The 16394-nt window shown below is 68.2% G+C and carries 15 protein-coding genes; 4 read left to right on the top strand and 11 right to left on the bottom strand.

Annotation, left to right across the window (positions count from 1 at the left end):
• Window positions 1-48: 48 nt before the first annotated feature.
• Window positions 49-852, bottom strand: a complete 804-nt coding sequence (locus ACIA58_RS31320) for a universal stress protein (protein ID WP_396407410.1) — start codon at window positions 850-852, stop codon at window positions 49-51.
• A gap of 162 nt (window positions 853-1014) precedes the next feature.
• Between ACIA58_RS31320 and ACIA58_RS31315 the strand changes: the two genes are divergently transcribed.
• Entirely contained in the window at window positions 1015-3714 is a 2700-nt protein-coding gene (locus ACIA58_RS31315; RefSeq protein WP_396407409.1) for a GNAT family N-acetyltransferase, read from the top strand.
• Between the two features lie 53 nt (window positions 3715-3767).
• Here the strand turns inward: ACIA58_RS31315 and ACIA58_RS31310 are convergent, their stop codons facing one another.
• The 5 genes from ACIA58_RS31310 to ACIA58_RS31290 all read right to left on the bottom strand — a co-directional run bounded on the left by ACIA58_RS31310 (window position 3768) and on the right by ACIA58_RS31290 (window position 8793).
• On the bottom strand, window positions 3768-5132 hold the full coding sequence (locus ACIA58_RS31310) for an MBL fold metallo-hydrolase RNA specificity domain-containing protein (RefSeq protein ID WP_396407408.1): 1365 nt from the start codon (window positions 5130-5132) through the stop codon (window positions 3768-3770).
• On the bottom strand, window positions 5129-5485 hold the full coding sequence (locus ACIA58_RS31305; protein ID WP_396407407.1) for a hypothetical protein: 357 nt from the start codon (window positions 5483-5485) through the stop codon (window positions 5129-5131). Before ACIA58_RS31305 ends, ACIA58_RS31310 begins: the two co-directional genes overlap by 4 nt.
• Window positions 5482-6453, bottom strand: a complete 972-nt coding sequence (locus ACIA58_RS31300; protein WP_396407406.1) for an Acg family FMN-binding oxidoreductase — start codon at window positions 6451-6453, stop codon at window positions 5482-5484. Before ACIA58_RS31300 ends, ACIA58_RS31305 begins: the two co-directional genes overlap by 4 nt.
• 89 nt (window positions 6454-6542) lie before the next feature.
• Window positions 6543-8225: a GAF domain-containing protein gene (locus tag ACIA58_RS31295; RefSeq protein WP_396407405.1), complete on the bottom strand. Its 1683-nt coding sequence runs from the start codon at window positions 8223-8225 to the stop codon at window positions 6543-6545.
• Window positions 8226-8346: 121 nt separating this feature from the next.
• Entirely contained in the window at window positions 8347-8793 is a 447-nt protein-coding gene (locus ACIA58_RS31290; RefSeq protein ID WP_396407404.1) for a pyridoxamine 5'-phosphate oxidase family protein, read from the bottom strand.
• 160 nt (window positions 8794-8953) lie between these two features.
• Here ACIA58_RS31290 and ACIA58_RS31285 point away from each other — a divergent pair, with 160 nt between their 5' ends.
• Entirely contained in the window at window positions 8954-9547 is a 594-nt protein-coding gene (locus ACIA58_RS31285; RefSeq protein WP_396407403.1) for a hypothetical protein, read from the top strand.
• 137 nt (window positions 9548-9684) lie between these two features.
• Here the strand turns inward: ACIA58_RS31285 and ACIA58_RS31280 are convergent, their stop codons facing one another.
• Window positions 9685-9963, bottom strand: a complete 279-nt coding sequence (locus ACIA58_RS31280; RefSeq protein ID WP_396407402.1) for a CBS domain-containing protein — start codon at window positions 9961-9963, stop codon at window positions 9685-9687.
• Between the two features lie 947 nt (window positions 9964-10910).
• Between ACIA58_RS31280 and ACIA58_RS31275 the strand changes: the two genes are divergently transcribed.
• Together ACIA58_RS31275 and ACIA58_RS31270 are read left to right on the top strand one after the other, a co-directional pair.
• Entirely contained in the window at window positions 10911-11477 is a 567-nt protein-coding gene (locus tag ACIA58_RS31275) for an RNA polymerase sigma factor (protein WP_396407401.1), read from the top strand.
• A gap of 2 nt (window positions 11478-11479) precedes the next feature.
• On the top strand, window positions 11480-12361 hold the full coding sequence (locus ACIA58_RS31270) for a hypothetical protein (RefSeq protein ID WP_396407400.1): 882 nt from the start codon (window positions 11480-11482) through the stop codon (window positions 12359-12361).
• Window positions 12362-12363: 2 nt separating this feature from the next.
• Here the strand turns inward: ACIA58_RS31270 and ACIA58_RS31265 are convergent, their stop codons facing one another.
• The 4 genes from ACIA58_RS31265 to ACIA58_RS31250 form a co-directional block, all read right to left on the bottom strand.
• Window positions 12364-12942 (bottom strand): SDR family NAD(P)-dependent oxidoreductase, encoded by a 579-nt coding sequence (locus tag ACIA58_RS31265; RefSeq protein ID WP_396407399.1) that lies wholly within the window; start codon window positions 12940-12942, stop codon window positions 12364-12366.
• A 163-nt stretch (window positions 12943-13105) separates the two neighbouring features.
• On the bottom strand, window positions 13106-14545 hold the full coding sequence (locus tag ACIA58_RS31260) for an ABC transporter substrate-binding protein (protein ID WP_396407398.1): 1440 nt from the start codon (window positions 14543-14545) through the stop codon (window positions 13106-13108).
• Window positions 14546-14561: 16 nt separating this feature from the next.
• On the bottom strand, window positions 14562-15428 hold the full coding sequence (locus ACIA58_RS31255; protein WP_396407397.1) for a carbohydrate ABC transporter permease: 867 nt from the start codon (window positions 15426-15428) through the stop codon (window positions 14562-14564).
• Complete coding sequence (locus ACIA58_RS31250) at window positions 15425-16393, bottom strand: carbohydrate ABC transporter permease (RefSeq protein WP_396407396.1); 969 nt, start codon at window positions 16391-16393, stop codon at window positions 15425-15427. The genes ACIA58_RS31255 and ACIA58_RS31250 overlap by 4 nt, the downstream gene beginning before the upstream one ends.
• Window position 16394: the final 1 nt, after the last annotated feature.

Raw genomic sequence — 16394 nt, 5'->3', positions numbered from 1 at the left:
TCCAGCACACCAGCTGGACCCGGTGGGATGCAGTGCCGAACGACCCGCCTAGGCGGGACCTTCGATCGCGGCGCGTGGGATGACGGCGACGGGGCAGCCCGCCTGGTGCAGCATGGTCTGGCTCACCGAGCCGAGCAGCAGGCCGGCGAACCCGCCGCGTCCGCGCGAGCCGACCACGAGCAGTTGCGCGTCGGCGGACCAGTCGAGGAGCAGCTCTGACGGATGGCCGGTCACTTCGACGATCTCGGCGTCGGGTGTGTACTGGCGCAGCCCTGCCAGCAGGTCGTGGTCGTCGTCGTCCGCGTCGTCCAGGACCGCGACGATCCTGGCCTGCAGGTCGTGCCTGCGGGCGTAGCCGAGGCCGAAGTCGACCGCGGCGCCGGCCGGCCGCGAGCCGTCGTACCCGATCACGACTTCGTTGCCGAGCAGCGCGTCCTCGGTGGGACGTACGACGACGACCGGGCACTGTGCGTGGGCGGACAGTTCGATCCCCGCGGAGCTGACGACCAGGCTGAGCACGCGTCCGATGAACCGGCTGCCGATCACGACCACCGCGGCAGACCTCGACTCCGCCAGCAGCACGGCGGGCGGGAAGCCGTCGACCCGACGTCCGGTCACCGGCAGGCCGGGCCTGAACTCACGCGCCAGCTCGATCGCGTCAGCGACGATGCGATCGGCGTTGGCCCGAAGTCCGGGCGCCACGTCGCTCGGACCGAGCGGGATCCGGAACTCGGCCCAGACGAACGCGTGCACCAGGTGCAGCTCGGCTCCGCGTGTGGCAGCTTCGGCCGCGCCCCAGCGGATCGCGTTCTCGCAGTCCGGGTGTCCGTCGATGCCGACAACGACTCTCATGGCGTCCTCCGCTGCCCGTTGCGGATGTCGGACAGATCCTCAGCCTCCTGCCGGTCGTCAGTGACGTCCTAGAGGCGAAGGTCCTGCGGGCCGGGACCATCGGCACTGTCCGGCCGTGGGTCTGCCGGGGTGGGCTGGTGGGGTGTCGGAAGGAGACGCGCGATGACGACGATCTATCGGCCGGGAACAGTGCCCGGGGCGGGTTGGGACGTGCTGGCGTCGGATGGATCGGTGGTGCGGATCCGGCCGGTGCGGGAGGACGACGAGCCGGCGCTGGAGGCGATGAACGGCCGGGTGTCGGACGAGTCGATGTACCTGCGGTTCTTCGGCATCAGCCGGACGATGGCCGCCGAGTACACGCATCACCTGGCTTCGGAGCACGACGGCCACGTTGCGCTGGTCGCGGAGTACGGCGGCGACGTCGTCGGGATCGCGAGCTACGAGATCTTGCGGACCGGTGAGGCCGAAATGGCCTTCCTGCTGCAGGACTCGATGCACGGCCGGGGGATCGGCACCCTGCTGCTCGAGCAGCTGGCCGCGACCGCACGGGAGAACGGAATCCAGCGTTTGCGGGCCGACACGCTGGGCGAGAACGCCAAGATGCTCCGGGTGCTCGTCGACTCCGGGTTCGAGCAGGTCCGCAAGCTCGACAGCGGCGTGGTCGAGCTGGTGCTCGACACGGCGTACCATCCGTTGACCCTGGAGCGGATGGCCGACCGCGAGCGGGCGGCCGAGAACCGCTCGCTGCATCGGCTGTTCTCCCCCCAGACGGTCGCCGTGATCGGCGCCGGCCGGACCCCCGGCGGCATCGGCCACGAGGTACTGCGCAACATCGTCAACGGCGGCTTCACCGGCTCGGTGTACGCCGTCAACCCGCACTCCGCGAAGATCGCCGACGTCGCCGCCTACCCCACGATCACGGCGGTGCCGCGCCAGGTCGACCTCGCTGTGATCGCGGTCCCGGCCGAGCAGGTGACCGCCGTGCTGACGAAGTGCGGCGAGGCTGGTGTCGGGGGTGCCGTCGTGCTGACTGCCGGGTTCTCCGAGCTGGGCTCGACCGGTCGGGAGCTGCAGCGGGAGATGTTGGCGGTTGCCCGCCGGCACAGCATCCGCCTGGTCGGCCCGAACTGCCTCGGGCTGGTGAACACGGCTCCCGAGGTTAGCCTGAACGCAACCTTCGCCGAGGTGGCGCCGACGCCCGGAGCGCTCGCGATCGCGGCGCAGTCCGGTGCCGTGGGCATCGCCGTACTGGAGCATGCCGGCCGCACCGGTCTGGGCATCTCCGAATTCGTTTCCCTCGGCAACAAGGTAGATGTCAGCGGCAACGATGTGCTGTTGCACTGGTGGGGCGATCCGCGAACGACCGTGATCGGCCTGTACCTGGAGTCGTTCGGCAACCCGCGCAAGTTCGGCGGGCTGGCCCGGAGGATCGGTCGGACCAAACCGATCCTGGTCGTCAAGGGCGGCCGGTCGGTGGGTGGCCGACGGGCCGGCGCCTCGCATACTGCCGCGGCGGCGACCCCGGAGACCGCTGTGGACGCGCTCTTCGCGCAGTCCGGCGTACTCCGGATGGACACCATCGAAGAGCTTGTCGAGACCGCACGCGTGCTGGCCGTCCCTCCGCTGCCACGCGGCCGCCGGATCGCAGTCGTCGGCAACGCCGGCGGCGCGGGAATCCTCGCGGCGGACGCAGCCGGCCGGCTCGGGCTCGAACTGCCCGAGCTGAGCGACGATGTGCAGCACCGGCTCGAAGTCGCAGGCGCGGTGGGGACGGGGAATCCGGTCGACCTGGGTGCGGCCGCCTCGCCGGCGAGCCTGGCGCAGGCGTTGAAGGCGATCGTGGACAGCGGTGAGGTCGACAGCATCGTCATCAACTACGCCGTGACCCGCGCGGGCAGGGTGGAGGACATCTACGACACGATCGCGACCGCCGCCAACCAGGCCGACCTGCCGATCGTGGTGAACTGCGTCGGTTCGACGCAGGCCACTGCGGAGATCGCGCTGGACGACGGACGCCGGTTGCCGGTGTTCCCGTTCCCGGAGAGTGCGGTTCGCGCCCTGGCCAGCGCCGTTCGGTACGCCGAATGGCGGTCCCGGCCACAGGGCGCCGTACCCGAGCTCGCCCGGGTGGACGCTGCGGGTGCACGAGTAGTGGTCCAGCGGTACTTCAAGCACCAACCCGAGGGCGGCTGGCTCGATCCGCGCCGGGCGTGCCTGCTGTTGCAGTCTGCCGGTGTAGCGGTCATCCCGGTCATCACCGCGCTGAACTGCTCCGAAGCGATCAAGGCCGCGGAGACGGCGGGTTATCCTGTCGCGCTGAAGACCGCGGCGCCCGGCGTGCTGCACAAGACCGACATCGGCGGCGTGCGGGTCGGACTGACCAACGCCGTAGAGGTCGGCATCGCGTACGACGAGGTCACGGCGGCAGCCGGAGACCCGCAGGTCGTGGTTCAGGCGATGGCGCCGGCCGGGACGGAGCTGGTCATCGGCGCGGTGCGGGACCGGCTGTTCGGGCCGCTGCTCATGGCCGGCAGCGGCGGCGTACTCACCGACCTGTTGGCCGACCGGCAATGGCGTGGCCTGCCGCTCACCGATCTCGATGCCGCCGACATGGTCCGTTCGCTCCGGTGCGCGCCGCTACTGGCGGGCTACCGCGGCGCGGACGCCGCAGACCAGGCCGCGGTCCTCGATGTCATCCACCGGATCGCATGGCTGGCAGAGCAGGTCCCGGAACTGGCCGAGCTCGACATCAACCCACTGGTGGCAGGCCCGTCCGGGGCATTCGCGGTCGACGTCCGGATGCGTCTGACCCCCGCCACCCCCGAGCCCGACTGGTACGCCCGCCGGCTGCGCGGCGACTGAGTCCCCGCGGACATCCCTGCTGGACGTCCAGGCCGGACGCCAGAGGGTGGAGGTCACAGGCGGACGCGCTCCTCGTAGGCCGGAGCGACCGCCGTCCAGCCGAGCTCGTCTTCGATGCGCCGGACGAGTTCGGCCCGGGCGTGGTCCTCGCCGTGTACGACGTGGACGACGTCAGGTGCCTGTGCGGACGAGCCGAGCCAGGCGATCAGCTCGTCGGAGTCGGCGTGCGCGGAGAACTCGGACATCCCGACCACCTGCGCCCGGACCGGCACGTAGCGGCCGTGGATCTTGACTGTGCGGGCTCCGTCCAGCAGGGCGCGCCCGCGGGTGCCCGGGACCTGGAAGCCGGGAAGGATCACAGTGTTGCGCTTGCCCGGCAGGAGCCTGGCCAGATGGTGCAGGACACGTCCCCCCGTAGCCATGCCGGACGCCGAGATCACGATCGACGGACGACCGGGGTCGCTGATCCGCATCGACTCCTCGACCGAATGGACCAGGCGCAACGTGCCGGGGTCGAACGGGTCCGGGCCACCCACGATCTCCGCCCGGAGTTCGGGGGACTTCGCGGTGACTGCCGCGCGGTACACGTTCAGCGCGGCCAGGGCCATCGGACTGTTGAGGTACACAGGCAGATGGGGGATCAGGCCGTCGCGCATCAGCCCGGCGAGTTCGTGCAGCAGCACCGCCGAGCGGTCGATCGCGAACGCCGGCATCAGTACTACACCGCCGCGCGCGGCCGTCGAGCTGATTAGACGCCCGAGCTGAGTGTGGTCGAGCGGCTGGTGGTGGCGGTCGCCGTAGGTCGCCTCGATCAGGATCGTGTCGACCGCGGGCCGTGCCTCGGGCGGGCGAAGCAACGGGTGCTCCTGACGGCCGAGGTCGCCGCTGACCAGGAGCCGCCGGTCATCGAGCTCGACCTCGGCGAAGGCCGAGCCGAGGATGTGGCCTGCGCGGTGCAGCGTGATCGCGGCGCCCGGCAGTTCGATCCGGTCGACGGTCGGACGGAACAGCTGGATGGCTCGCTCGGCGTCCTCGGTGTCGAACAGCGGCAGCGGCGGATCGTGCCGCGAGTACCCCTCGGCCCGGGCATGCTGCGCGTCCTCCATCTGCAGGTGGGCCGCGTCGCGCAGCACGATCGCCGCGACGTCCGCCGTACCGGGTGTGCAGACGACCGGGCCACGGAAGCCCTGCCTGACCAGGCCGGGCAGATAGCCGGAGTGGTCAAGGTGTGCGTGTGTTAGTACGACGGCATCGATCGACGCCGGGTCGACCGGGAACGGATCCCAGTTGCGTCGGCGCCACCGGACCTCGCCCTGGAACAGGCCGCAGTCGAGCAGGAACCGTTGCCGGTCCTGCTCGACGAGGAACTTGCTGCCGGTCACCGTCCCGGCAGCGCCGAGGAAGGTGAGCGTGCTCACGACGCGTCTTCGAGGGTGCGATCGAGGCTGGCGGCGACTCGGGCGAGGGCGCGCAGAGCGGTCACCTTCTCCGCGACCTCGAGGTACGAGTTCGGCGGATGGACGGTCCGGTACAGGTCGTCGCGGAGGATTTCGAGGGCGTCCAGGGCCTGCTGGATCTCGGCGACGAGCACGCTGTCGCGCGGTTGCCGAGTGCTCAGCAGCGGGACGATGCGCTCGCGGAAGGCGGCGATCGTGTGCAGAGCTTCGGCCAGGCGCCGCTCCTCCAGGAACCAGTCGTTGCACTGGCTGGCTTCGGCGATGTTCTCGAGGTCGGCCTCCCAACGGTCGATCTCCTGACGCAGTGTGGTCATGATTCCTCCTTGGGAAGGAAGTCGGCGACCGGCCGGCGGGCGGTGCCGCTCTGGTGCCGGCTGCGGCCGAAGCGGATGATCATGTGGGCGTGCCCCGGGCACTGGGTCAGGCGCTGGACCGAGCGGCGCAGGTCGTCGTACTCGAGCGGCTGGTTGAGGAACGACGCGCTGACGCCGGCCCGGGTCGCGGTCAGCAACACACGCTCGAGCGCGGCGCCGGCGGCGACCTGATCGGCGGGCTCGTCGAAGTCGGTGGACAGTACGGCGATGTCCGGGTGGTCCTCGAACCTGGTCTGCCCGCGGATGCGGTCGGCGGGCCGGGTGCCCATGTCGCGGACCGCGGCGGGGTACGTCGCCGAGCGAGGTCCGAGCGCTGCGCTCGGGATCCCGTCCGAGGTGCGTTCGCCGCCGACCCAGTGGGAGCGCTCGGCGCTGCGGTGCCAGTCGCTGATCTCGCGCAGGTCGGTGTCGAGCACGAGGTCGAGAATGGTGCGGATGTCGTCCTCGGCGAGCCACGTCAGCTGGGCGCCCTCGGCGTACGCGGCCCGCAGCAACTCGAGGCGCACGCTCTCGACCAGCGGCTCGGCGTCCGACGGATGGCGATCGGTGTGGCGGTAGGGGATCTGGGCGGCGAGATCCTGCAACTCCTCATCGCAGTCGGCCGTTGGCTCGATCACCACGCGGGCCAGCAGATCGGGCTCCTCCGGGTACGGCGCCAGCCCGAACCAGGTGCCGTACCCGAGGGTCGCCGCCGCGCAGCGCAGGTTGAAGGTCGCGGCGCCGGCCGAGATCCGCATCGCCCGGCCGCTCGGATCCTCGGCGGGCAACGTGCGGGAACCGTCCAGGTACACGTCGATCACGTGGTCCTCGACCTCGAACCGCCAAGGCTGGGTGTTGTGCATGCTCGGCGCGGCCACGGCCGCCGCGAGCAGTACGTCGACGTCTTTCGCCGGCAGCTGATCGGACACTGGGGGCTCCTCCCACTGGTTCTCCTACCTCAGCTTCGCCGCCGGGAGGTGGGCGGCGCTGCGGGCAAGAGTCCCGTTGTGGGAGGCCGTTAGTCAGTAGGTGCGGTGAGCTCGACGATGGTGCCGCGCGGCTCGTTCGGGCCGATCTGCACCGTGCCTCCGAGCGCTTGCGCTCGCTCGGTGAGGTTGCGCAGGCCACTACGGCGGGTGCTCGCACCTATGCCGTCGCCGTCGTCCGAGATACGTGCGACAACCTGCCCGGACCCGACCGTGACTTCGACGGTCGCCCGCGAGGCGTGCGCGTGGCGGACGACGTTCGACAACGACTCCCGGACGGTGGCCAGGATCTGAGGCCGTACGGCAGCCGGAACCGCGGTGTCGATCGGGCCGGTGCAGATCAGCTGCGGGCGGAAGCCGAGCGGTTCGGCGTACTCCGAGACCAATGACTGCAGGTCGCTGCGCAGTGAGCTCGTGTCCGGACCTTGCTGGAGTTCGAAGATCGCAGCGCGGAGGTCGTGAATCGTCGTGTCGATGTCCTCGACCGCGCGGCTGAGGCGCTCCCGGTGCTCGGGCCGGGCCAGTCGGTGCATGCCCTGCAGTTGAAGACCGGTGGCGAACAACCGCTGGATCACCAGGTCGTGCAGGTCGCGGGCGATCCGGTCGCGGTCCTCCAGGACGGCGAGCATGTCCCGGTCGTTCTGTGCCTGGGCGCGCTCGATGGCGAGGGTTGCCTGGCCGGCGAACATCCGGACCAGGTCGGCGCTCTCGCCGACGGGGGCGCTCGATCCCTGTTCCAGCGCAACAACCAGGATGCCCCCGGTGCCGGTCCGGCCGCCCGGCAACGGAGCGATGGTCGTGCGGCCGAGCGCGGCTCCTTCGGGAAAGTCGGTCAGCGCACCGGCGTCCTTGAGAACCTGCGCCAGATCCTCGATGACCACGACCTGCTCGTCGCCGGAGGCGATCCGGCCGAGGACCGGCAGATCGGCAGGAATCCGGCGCCCGAGGTGGCCTGCGAATCCTGCCGGGCCATCGATTGCACGGACGACCAATTCGCCGCCTTCGTCCCCACCGGCGACGAGCACGCCGGACACCTGCGCCCCGGCGATCTCGCGGGCTCGCTGTGCGATCAGCTGCAGGGCCTGATCGGGATCGAATTCGCCGAGCATCAGTTGGGTGATCTCGGCGTTGACCTCGTGCCAGCGGCGCCGTTGCTCGGTGTCGGCGTACAGCCGGGCGTTGTCGATCACGACGCCGGCCGCCGCCGCGAGGGCTGTGACGGTGCGTTCGTCGTCCTCGGTGAAGTCCGCGCCGCCGGTCTTCTCGGTCAGGTAAAGGTTGCCGTAGGCGTGTTCGCGGGTGCGGATCGGGACGCCGAGGAAGCTCTTCATCGGCGGGTGGTTGGCGGGGAAGCCGTACGACCTGGGGTGCTCGGCGAGGTCGTGCATCCGGATCGGCTCGGGGTGTTCGATCAGCAGACCGAGGATGCCGTGCCCCTCGGGGTACGGGCCGATAGCGGAGATCTGGTCGTCGGTCACGCCGCGGGTAATGAAGCGTATGAGTCGTTTGCCGTCCGGGCCGACCACACCCAGGGCGCCGTACTGGGAGCCGGCGAGCTCGCAGGCGGCCGTGACGATGCGGTCCAGGGTGCTGTTCAGGTCGAGATCGGCTCCGATCCCGACGACAGCGTCGAGCAGCGCCCGCAGCCGCTCCTGGTACTCCATGATCTCATCGACCCGGCCGAGGAGCTCCTGCAAGAGGGCATCAAGACGCACCCGGGACAACCCGGCGTATTCAAGCGCCCCCTCATCCCAGGTTCCTCGCTCACTGTGCGAGTCCCCAGTCACGCCCGTCAGCCTACGGGTAACCCCCGCCGATCGGAAGCGCGTTCCGGCGTCAGGCGCCAGCCCGTGGACGCTTGCCCCACGGGACCAGACGCCTCCCGTGCACGGACTCGACGCCCACCCGGACCAGCCGCGGATCGTCCATCGGCAGCCACGAGTGCAACGGCAGAACACGGCGCAGCCCGGCCGCCTCGTCGTGGGTCACGACGGACAGGTGCCCGACCGCGGTGACCGTCCAGCCGTTGTGGCGCTCCAGATCGACCTCGTCGGCCTCGAACGCCACGACATCACCCCGCTCCGCGGCGCGGAACTTGTCACCCTGACCGGAACTGAACACGATCGTGTCCTCGTCCAGGACGAAGTTGACAAGTCGGACCGCGGGCAGGCCACCGATGGTGTAGACCAGGCGACCCAAGGGGGCGGAGCGCAGCAGCCGCAGGCATTCGGCCCGGTCGATGATCTCCAGACGTGAGTGATCGAATCGTTGCGGCATGCTCATGGCGGCCTCCTGACGTGTGCCCCCACTGTCTCCAGTCGTGGCGGTTGCCTGTAGGGCCGAAAGTCCTTGACCGGTGGGAGACTCCGCCCGGGTCGCGGTCTTTGAGCCGAGGGACCTTCGACCTCTGTGCCGGCGACTCGTTGCGGCGCACGCTGGGTGGATGAGTGTAACTGCCGGCAGGCCGGCCGGAGCTCCGCCGGATCCGTGGTTCCGGCAGCACCCCGCAGCCACGCTGACCGTGGCCGGCGGGCTGTTCGCATCGGTGTTCGCGGTACGGCTCTTCGTCGGCGATGCGGTCGATGCGTCGAGTCTGCTGTTCACCCTCCCGGTGGCCCTGATCGCCGTCGCCTTCGGGCTGCGAGCCGGTGTCGCCGCGGGGGCGCTCGCGGTTCTGCTGATCGTGACTTGGGTCGTCGCGACCGACACCACATTCACCCTTGTGGGATGGATATCGCGATGCCTGCCGCAGTTGCTGCTCGGTTGTCTGCTCGGAGACGCCTCGGATCGGCTTCGCCAGGCCGACGAGGAGCGGCGCCGGCTGGAGGCCGGTGCGCTGCTGTACCGCGAGGCGATCGAGATCAACGACTCGCTGGTGCAGGGTATGGCGGCAGCCCGCTGGGCGCTGGAGGCGGGTCGCACCGAGTCCGGCCTGAAGACTCTCGACGACACGATCGGCCACGCGCAGGAGCTCGTGTCCGACCTCATCAGGCAAGCCGGCATGGCCGGACCGACGTCGTCCGCGCCGCCCGATTGAGGTCTTCGGACCCCGCGGACACGCCGTACAAGGCGGTCGTGGCTGTTCCAAGGCTCAGCGCGACTTCCGGTGCCCTGGGACTGGATCGGGCTGGTTGTCACCCGCAACGACACTTTCCGCGGCACGTCGCCGAGGTCCTATCGACAGGCCGTGCCCGCCGATACTTCGGCGAGACGGTGGTAGTACGGATCGGCGGTGTCGTCGGATTCCTCCAGGAGTACGGCGAGTAGGTCGTCAAGGCTCACCGTCCCGACCACCTTGGCTCCATCGATGACCGGCAGGATCGTGGTCGCCGTCGAGCGCATCAGCTCGACCACGGCTGCGATCTCGTCGTCCGGCCGGACGGTGCCCACGTCACGCGCGAGATTCCTCGCGGCGGCAGGTGTCGTCATCACGTCGCGGATCTGGGGTGTCATCGACCGCGTCCCTTCGCTGATCCCCTTGCATCTCCAGCGTTGGCCGGGCGCGTTCGGCGCGGCAGGGCCAGCCGGCCCGTGTGAGCGGCGTAGACGGGGCTGTGCCGCGGGCGGTTCGGCCCTGTGAGCAGGGGTCTTCCGGTCCTAGTGGCGCTCAGGCCGGGTGCGACAGGCTGATGAGCATCAACCGGCTGAGGAACCGCCGAAGCCATGGACCGCGGAGGGGTCGGTCATGAAACGCACCCAGGTGAGAATCCAGCGCCCACAGCGGCCACGCCGGCCGATGACCGTCGACCTGCGGACACCGTCCGGCCGCGTCCTGCGCTTCTGACGCCGGACCGGACCCTGCGGGCCTCGCCGGCACCCGGTCAGCGGCGTACCCGGGACTTTGTCCCTGCCGCCGTACGGGCGGAGAACCACTATCGCCGACCTGGACGCTGCGCACCGACCGGGACCTGACCGCCCAAATTCGCGACCGATCACGACCATCCGCGCGCCGGCACGACGGTCCTCTCTTCGAGAGGGCAAACGGCGGCGATGGCTCACCGGTTTACTCACCGAAATGAACGGGATGTGGTGAGTCATGCCACTGCGCGACGAGCAGTCTCCTTTGGAGAGTGTGCAGGTCAATAGCCACCTTCGACAGCCGATGCGCAATGCCGACAACGATGGCTTGGTAAAGCGGGGGTTAGGGGTTCAAGTCCCCTCACCGGCTCCAAAGATGCGTTGGTGGGGATAGGCCCACGCGCACTACGCGGACGTTCCCCGTCGTTGAAGCTTTCACCGTCTCCCTCGGTCGTACGCCGGTGGCGGGAACCTTTCGGCTTTCTCGGACACAACCCGGATGCAAGCAACCGAGTTCGTCACGAGATGGGAGCGCAAATGCGTGTCGACATGACCGGAACCAGCCTGTGTTAGCCCTGCAGGAGGGGCACGATGGGCAGGCGATGGCGAAGAGTAGCGACCGGAAGCTGTGGGAGCGAGCCGCCGAGGGGGACTCGGCGGCCTTCGCCGAGCTCTACGATCGGCATTCCCGGGCGATCTACAACTTTCTCTACCGCCGCACCGCCTCCTGGAGCGATGCCGAGGACCTGACCTCGGCGGTGTTCCTGCACGCTTGGCGGCGACGTACCGAGGTTGTTCTCGACCGCGAGTCGGCCTTGCCCTGGCTGTACCGGGTCGCGGAGTACACGGCGCGGAACGAATGGCGATCGAAAGCCCGGTATCGCCGGGCGCTCGTGGCGGCCAACCTGCTGGTCGAACATGTTCGCGATCATGCCGACGAGGTGGCCGGGCGGCTCGACGACGACCACCAGCTCAGCGCCGCCCGCGAGGCACTGAAGCGACTGTCCAAGCCGGAGCGCGAGATCGTCGAGCTGTGTTTCTGGGCGGGCCTCGACCAGCAGGCGGCTGCCGTCGCACTGGACGTCCCGATCGGCACGGTCAAGTCCCGCTTGTCCCGAGCCCGCAAGCACCTGCGAGAGCTCAACCTCGTTCCTTTCCTGGAGGCATAGTCATGAACACCCAGCTCACACCCCCACCGGACCACGACCTGCGGCCGGCCACCCGCAGCCGGCAGCGCGACGAGTTGAGCGCCATCATCGATCACGAGTCTGCTCAGGGCGCCCCTCGTCGTCGGCTTGTCCCGCTCGCCGCGGCCGCGGCTGTCGTCGCAGTTACCGCCGGGCTCGCGATCGGCGTACCAGGTCTGCGCGGCGACAAAGGTCAGCCGCCCGCTTCCGGGACGGGCCTTGGCCCGGCGACACCACCTGTCGCGACCCTGACCGCGGCCGAGACGAACAAGTATGGCAAGGCATGTAACGGCGGCAATGCGGCGAATCCCAATCCGGCCGCGCGGGGCTACACCGTGACGGTAGGGTTCAAGTGGGTCAATCCTCCGGCCGGCACCCACGCGCTCGCCTGGGTTGTCATCAAGAACGGCTTCAACAACATGGTCAACGCGTGCGGCTTCGATGCCAAGGGCAAGCAGACCGAGTTCTCCTGGGCGAGCAAGGGCGAGACCAAGATGGACGTGGTCGACAAGACGGCCGCGGGCGGTGGGACATACACGAAGTCCGTTGCCCGCATCACCATCGCCATCGGCACCGGACCGGCCACCGAGGCCGTCCTCCGGAACGGGTTCTTCTTCGCCCCGATGAAGTACGTCGACACCCTGACCCGCCCCGTTCCCAGCGACCCGCCGACGTACACGGTCCGCGCGTACGACGCCACCGGCAAGCTCATCTATTCGAGCCCCAAGACCTACCGGGAACTGAACGCCAAACTCGATGGCTGCTTCACCAACCCCGAGGGCACGAAGGTCGTCTATGTCGGCGGCGGACGGAAGGGTACGCCGCCGGTCAGCCAGTGCCGACGCGGTGTCGCCTGGAACTGGTGAGCTCAGTGCATGTAGAGGCCGCCGTCCACGTTGAGGGTGTGGCCGGTTATGTAGGCGGAGTCTTCCGACATCAGGAAGGCGATGGCGGAGGCTACGTCTTGGGGCTGGCCTAGGTGGTTGATCAGGAGGGTGTCGACCAAGGCCTCGCGGCGTTCGGGGGTCAGGGGGCCGCCCATGATGTCGGTGTCGATGGGACCGGGGGCGATTGCGTTGACGGTGATGCCGTGGGGGCCCAGTTCTCGGGCTAACGCTCTGGTTAGGCCGAGGACGCCGGCCTTGGCTACGGAGTACGGGGTCTTGCTGTAGGTGCCGCCGCCTAGTTGGGCTGAGGTGGAGGAGACGCTGACGATGCGGCCGTAGGCGTGCTTCACCATGGATTGGGCGACCCGGTGAGTGACGTAGTGGACGCCGTTGAGGTTGATGTTGATTACTCGGTGCCACTCGTCGGAGGTCAGTTCCAGGTAGGGGACGGGGGAGGAGACGCCGGCGAGGTTGGCGAGGGCGGCCAGGGGTGGGAGGGCGGCTTCGAGTTCGTCGATCGCGGCGATGACGGCGGGTTCGTTGGAGACGTCGGCGACCACCGCGTGGGCCTTGACGTTGTAGGTCGCAACGATTTCGGAGGCCAGGGAGTCGCCGGGGGTGATGTCGAGGATGCCGATGTTCAGCCTTGGGAGGCGAGGAGCAGGGCGGTGGCGCGGCCGATGCCGCGGGGGGAGGCTGCGCCGGTGACGATTGCGGTGCGGTTCACTTGGCGGCTCCGTAGTCCTGGCCGGGCTTCCAGTCGCTGAAGACGTAGTCGGATTCGGAGACCTTGGCGCCGGCGGCCTTGGCCTTTGTCAGGGCCTGGGCGCGGTCGGCGGACGTGGCGTCGCTGAGCTTCTTCAGTTCGGCCTTGAGGTCCTTGATCGAGCCGGCCAGGTACCCCTGGACGATGTTGCCGACGTGGGGCGTGACCGGCTTGCGGAGGGCGTCGACGCGGGCCTGGGCGGGGTTCTTGACGATGGCCTGCGGCATGAGGAACACGTTCGACTTACAGAACTCGATGCCCTTCTTGTACGCGTCGACCGCGTTCGACGACGCGACCAGATCGAGATTCAGCGGCGGCTGGTCCATCGCCTCGATCATGCCCTTCTGGTAGTCGTCGGTCATGAAGGACGCGATCAGTTGCCCGGCGGCGTCAGGGTTCTTGCTGTCCGCGGACACGAAGTACCCTGAACTCGGCCGGCCGCGGTAACACCACGGGTTGGTACCGGCCGTCGGCACGAGGATCTGGCCGGACGCGAGCTTGTCGACGATCGGCGGTGCGAGTGCCTTCGAGCCGCCGGCGCACCAGACGCCGTCGATGAACGTTCCGACCGCGCCGGAGGCGTACCGGGTCCGGGCGTCGACGACACCGAAGTTGTTCGAGCCGGGCATGATCAGCTTGTCGTCGTTCAGCTCCTTCAAGTACTCGATCACGGTGACGTAGGCGTCATGGTGATAGGCGTACTCGCCGGTGGTGAACTGCAGACCCTGGTACCCCGGGAACCCGGCCGCCTGCGCGAGGTCGTCGACCTGGTCGCGGATCCGTCCGCCGTCCGCGCCGATCGCCAACGTGAGCGGCTGGATCCCGGCCGACTTGAGCTTGCCCAGCGCGTCCTTGAAGGCCCCGAAGTCCTTGGGAATGTTGTTGGGATCGAGCCCGGCCTTGGACCAGTGGTCCTTGTTCGCCCACACCAGCGTCGAGCTCTGCCGCAGGCTGAACATCGGGAACCCGTACAGCTTGCCGTCCAGCTGGGTGATGCCCTCGTTGAAGGCGTCCTTGGGGAGCTTGGCCTTGACGTCTGCCGGAATGTTGACCTCGTGCACCCATTTGCCGCTCACCAGGGCCGGCAACGGCAGCCCGACCACGTTGGAGTAGACGTCCGGCATCTTGTTGGCCTGATGCGCCAACTGCAACGCCTGGGTTGCCTTGGAGGCGTCGTAGTACGTGTGGGCCACGTTTGTCTTCAGTGGCCCTGACTGCTTCTTGGCCCAGTCGTCGTTGAGATGCTTGAACGAACTGAAGTGGTCCCACCAGTCCAGCGTTCCGGTGGCGCCGCTAGTTGTGTTCGAAGTCGAAGAAGAGCTCGAGCATCCGGTCGCCGCCCCGACGGCGGCAAGTACCGATGCGCCGAGCAAACTGCGTCGTGTCATTCCAGGCATGTTTCTACTCCTTAGATCAAGACTTCACTGCTCCGGAGATTCCCTCGACGAAGTAGCGCTGCATGAAGATGAAGAGGACCACCACAGGGACGATCGAGATCACGCCGGCCGCGGCCATTCCGGACCAGTCGGTTGCGGTCTCGCCGACGAAAGCCTGCATGCCGACACTCACCGTCCGGAGATCCGGCCGGCTGAAGGTGAACACCAGCGGCAGGAAGAAGGCGTTCCACGTGGTGATGAAGGTGAGTACTGCGACGGTCGCGGTGACCGGCATTGCCAATGGCAACATCACCGAGAAGAAGGTACGGACGAAGCCGGCGCCGTCGACGAGCGCAGCTTCCTCCAGCTCCCGGGGGATCTGCCGGAAATAGCCGAAGTAGATCAGGATCGCCGATACGTACGCCCCGCCACTGAGCGCCAGGATCATGCCGCTGAGAGAGTCGATGAGGTGCAACTGCATCGAGATCTTGACCACCGGGATGATCGTGTAGCCGGTGGGTACGAACAGCGTCGCGACCAGCACGCCGAGGAAGACCTTGGATCCGCGGAATTTGTAGCGGGCAAGGACGTAACCGGCCGTCGCGCAACGGATCGTGACAATCACGACGGTGATCACGGTGACGACGATGGTGTTGACCAGATACCGGCCGAAGTGGGCGTCGTTCCACGCCCGCGCATAGTTGTCCCACACGAACTTCGACGGCCACAGCTTCAGTCCGCCGCTGAACATCTCCATGTTGTCCTTGAGCGATGCGGACAGCATCCACAGGAACGGGAAGATCCACAGCACCGCGATACCCACCAGGCAGATGGCGGCGATCCACCACGGCAGCCGGTGCAGCACCCGACGGTGCCGGTCCGTGCGTTCGACGACGGCGGTCATCGCTGTTCTCCTCTCAGCCGGCGGCCGGCCCACACGCCCCACAGTTGGACAGCGCCGACGACCACGACCAGCAGCCCGAAGATCACCGCGGCCGCGGACGCGTGCCCGAGCTGCGGGATCGGGGCGGCGAAGGCCCACCGGTAGATGTAGATCTCCACGATCTCGGTGTGGAAGTACGGCCCGCCCGCGGTCAGCGTGTACATCAGATCGAAGTTGTGGAACGTCTCTTCGACCGTCAGCACGGTGATGATGATCAGGAACGGTTTGAGCATCGGCAGCGTGATGTGCCGGAAGAGCTGCCAGGTGCCGGCGCCGTCGATCCGGGCCGCCTCGTACAACTCGTACGGGATCGTCTGCAGCGCCGCGAGCCAGTAGATCATCGTGACGCCGAAGAACTTCCAGATGTACAGCACGGCCGCGGTCGGCAGTGCCAGGTGCTGACCACCCAGGAAGTCGATGCCGCTGCCGCCGAACTTCATCAGCACGGAGTTGATCGGGCCGGTGCTCGGATCCAGGACGAACCGCATCACCACGCCGATGATCGCCGTCGTGGTCACCACCGGGATGAAGAAGGCCGACCGCAGTACGCCGATCAGCGGCAGCTTCGGGGAGTTGAGGACCATTGCCAGCAGCAACGTGAGCAGCACCCGCGCGGGTACGACGAGCAGCATGAAGAGCAACGTGACCTTGAACGAGTTCCAGAACAGCGGGTCCGCGAAGACTTCCCGGTAGTTGCTCAGTCCAACGAACTTCTGTCCGGAGTCGAAGCCGTTCCACTCGACCAGCGAGTACCAGTAGCTCGCGATGATCGGATAGATGGTGTAGACGCCGTAGAGCACCACGGTCGGCAGCAGGAAGATCCAGATCCAGGTGGTCTTCTTCCAGCCGTGGCGGGGCGGTTCGGCCAGGGTCGCGCTCGATCGGCGGGTCTGCCGCCGAGTGAGTTGCACAGATCTGCTCGTCATG

It is taken from the genome of Kribbella sp. NPDC051586, assembly GCF_044453965.1.
In the GTDB taxonomy this organism is placed as follows: domain Bacteria; phylum Actinomycetota; class Actinomycetes; order Propionibacteriales; family Kribbellaceae; genus Kribbella.
The sequence above is the reverse complement of the archived record's forward strand: the minus strand, read 5'-3'. Positions and strand labels throughout refer to the sequence as shown.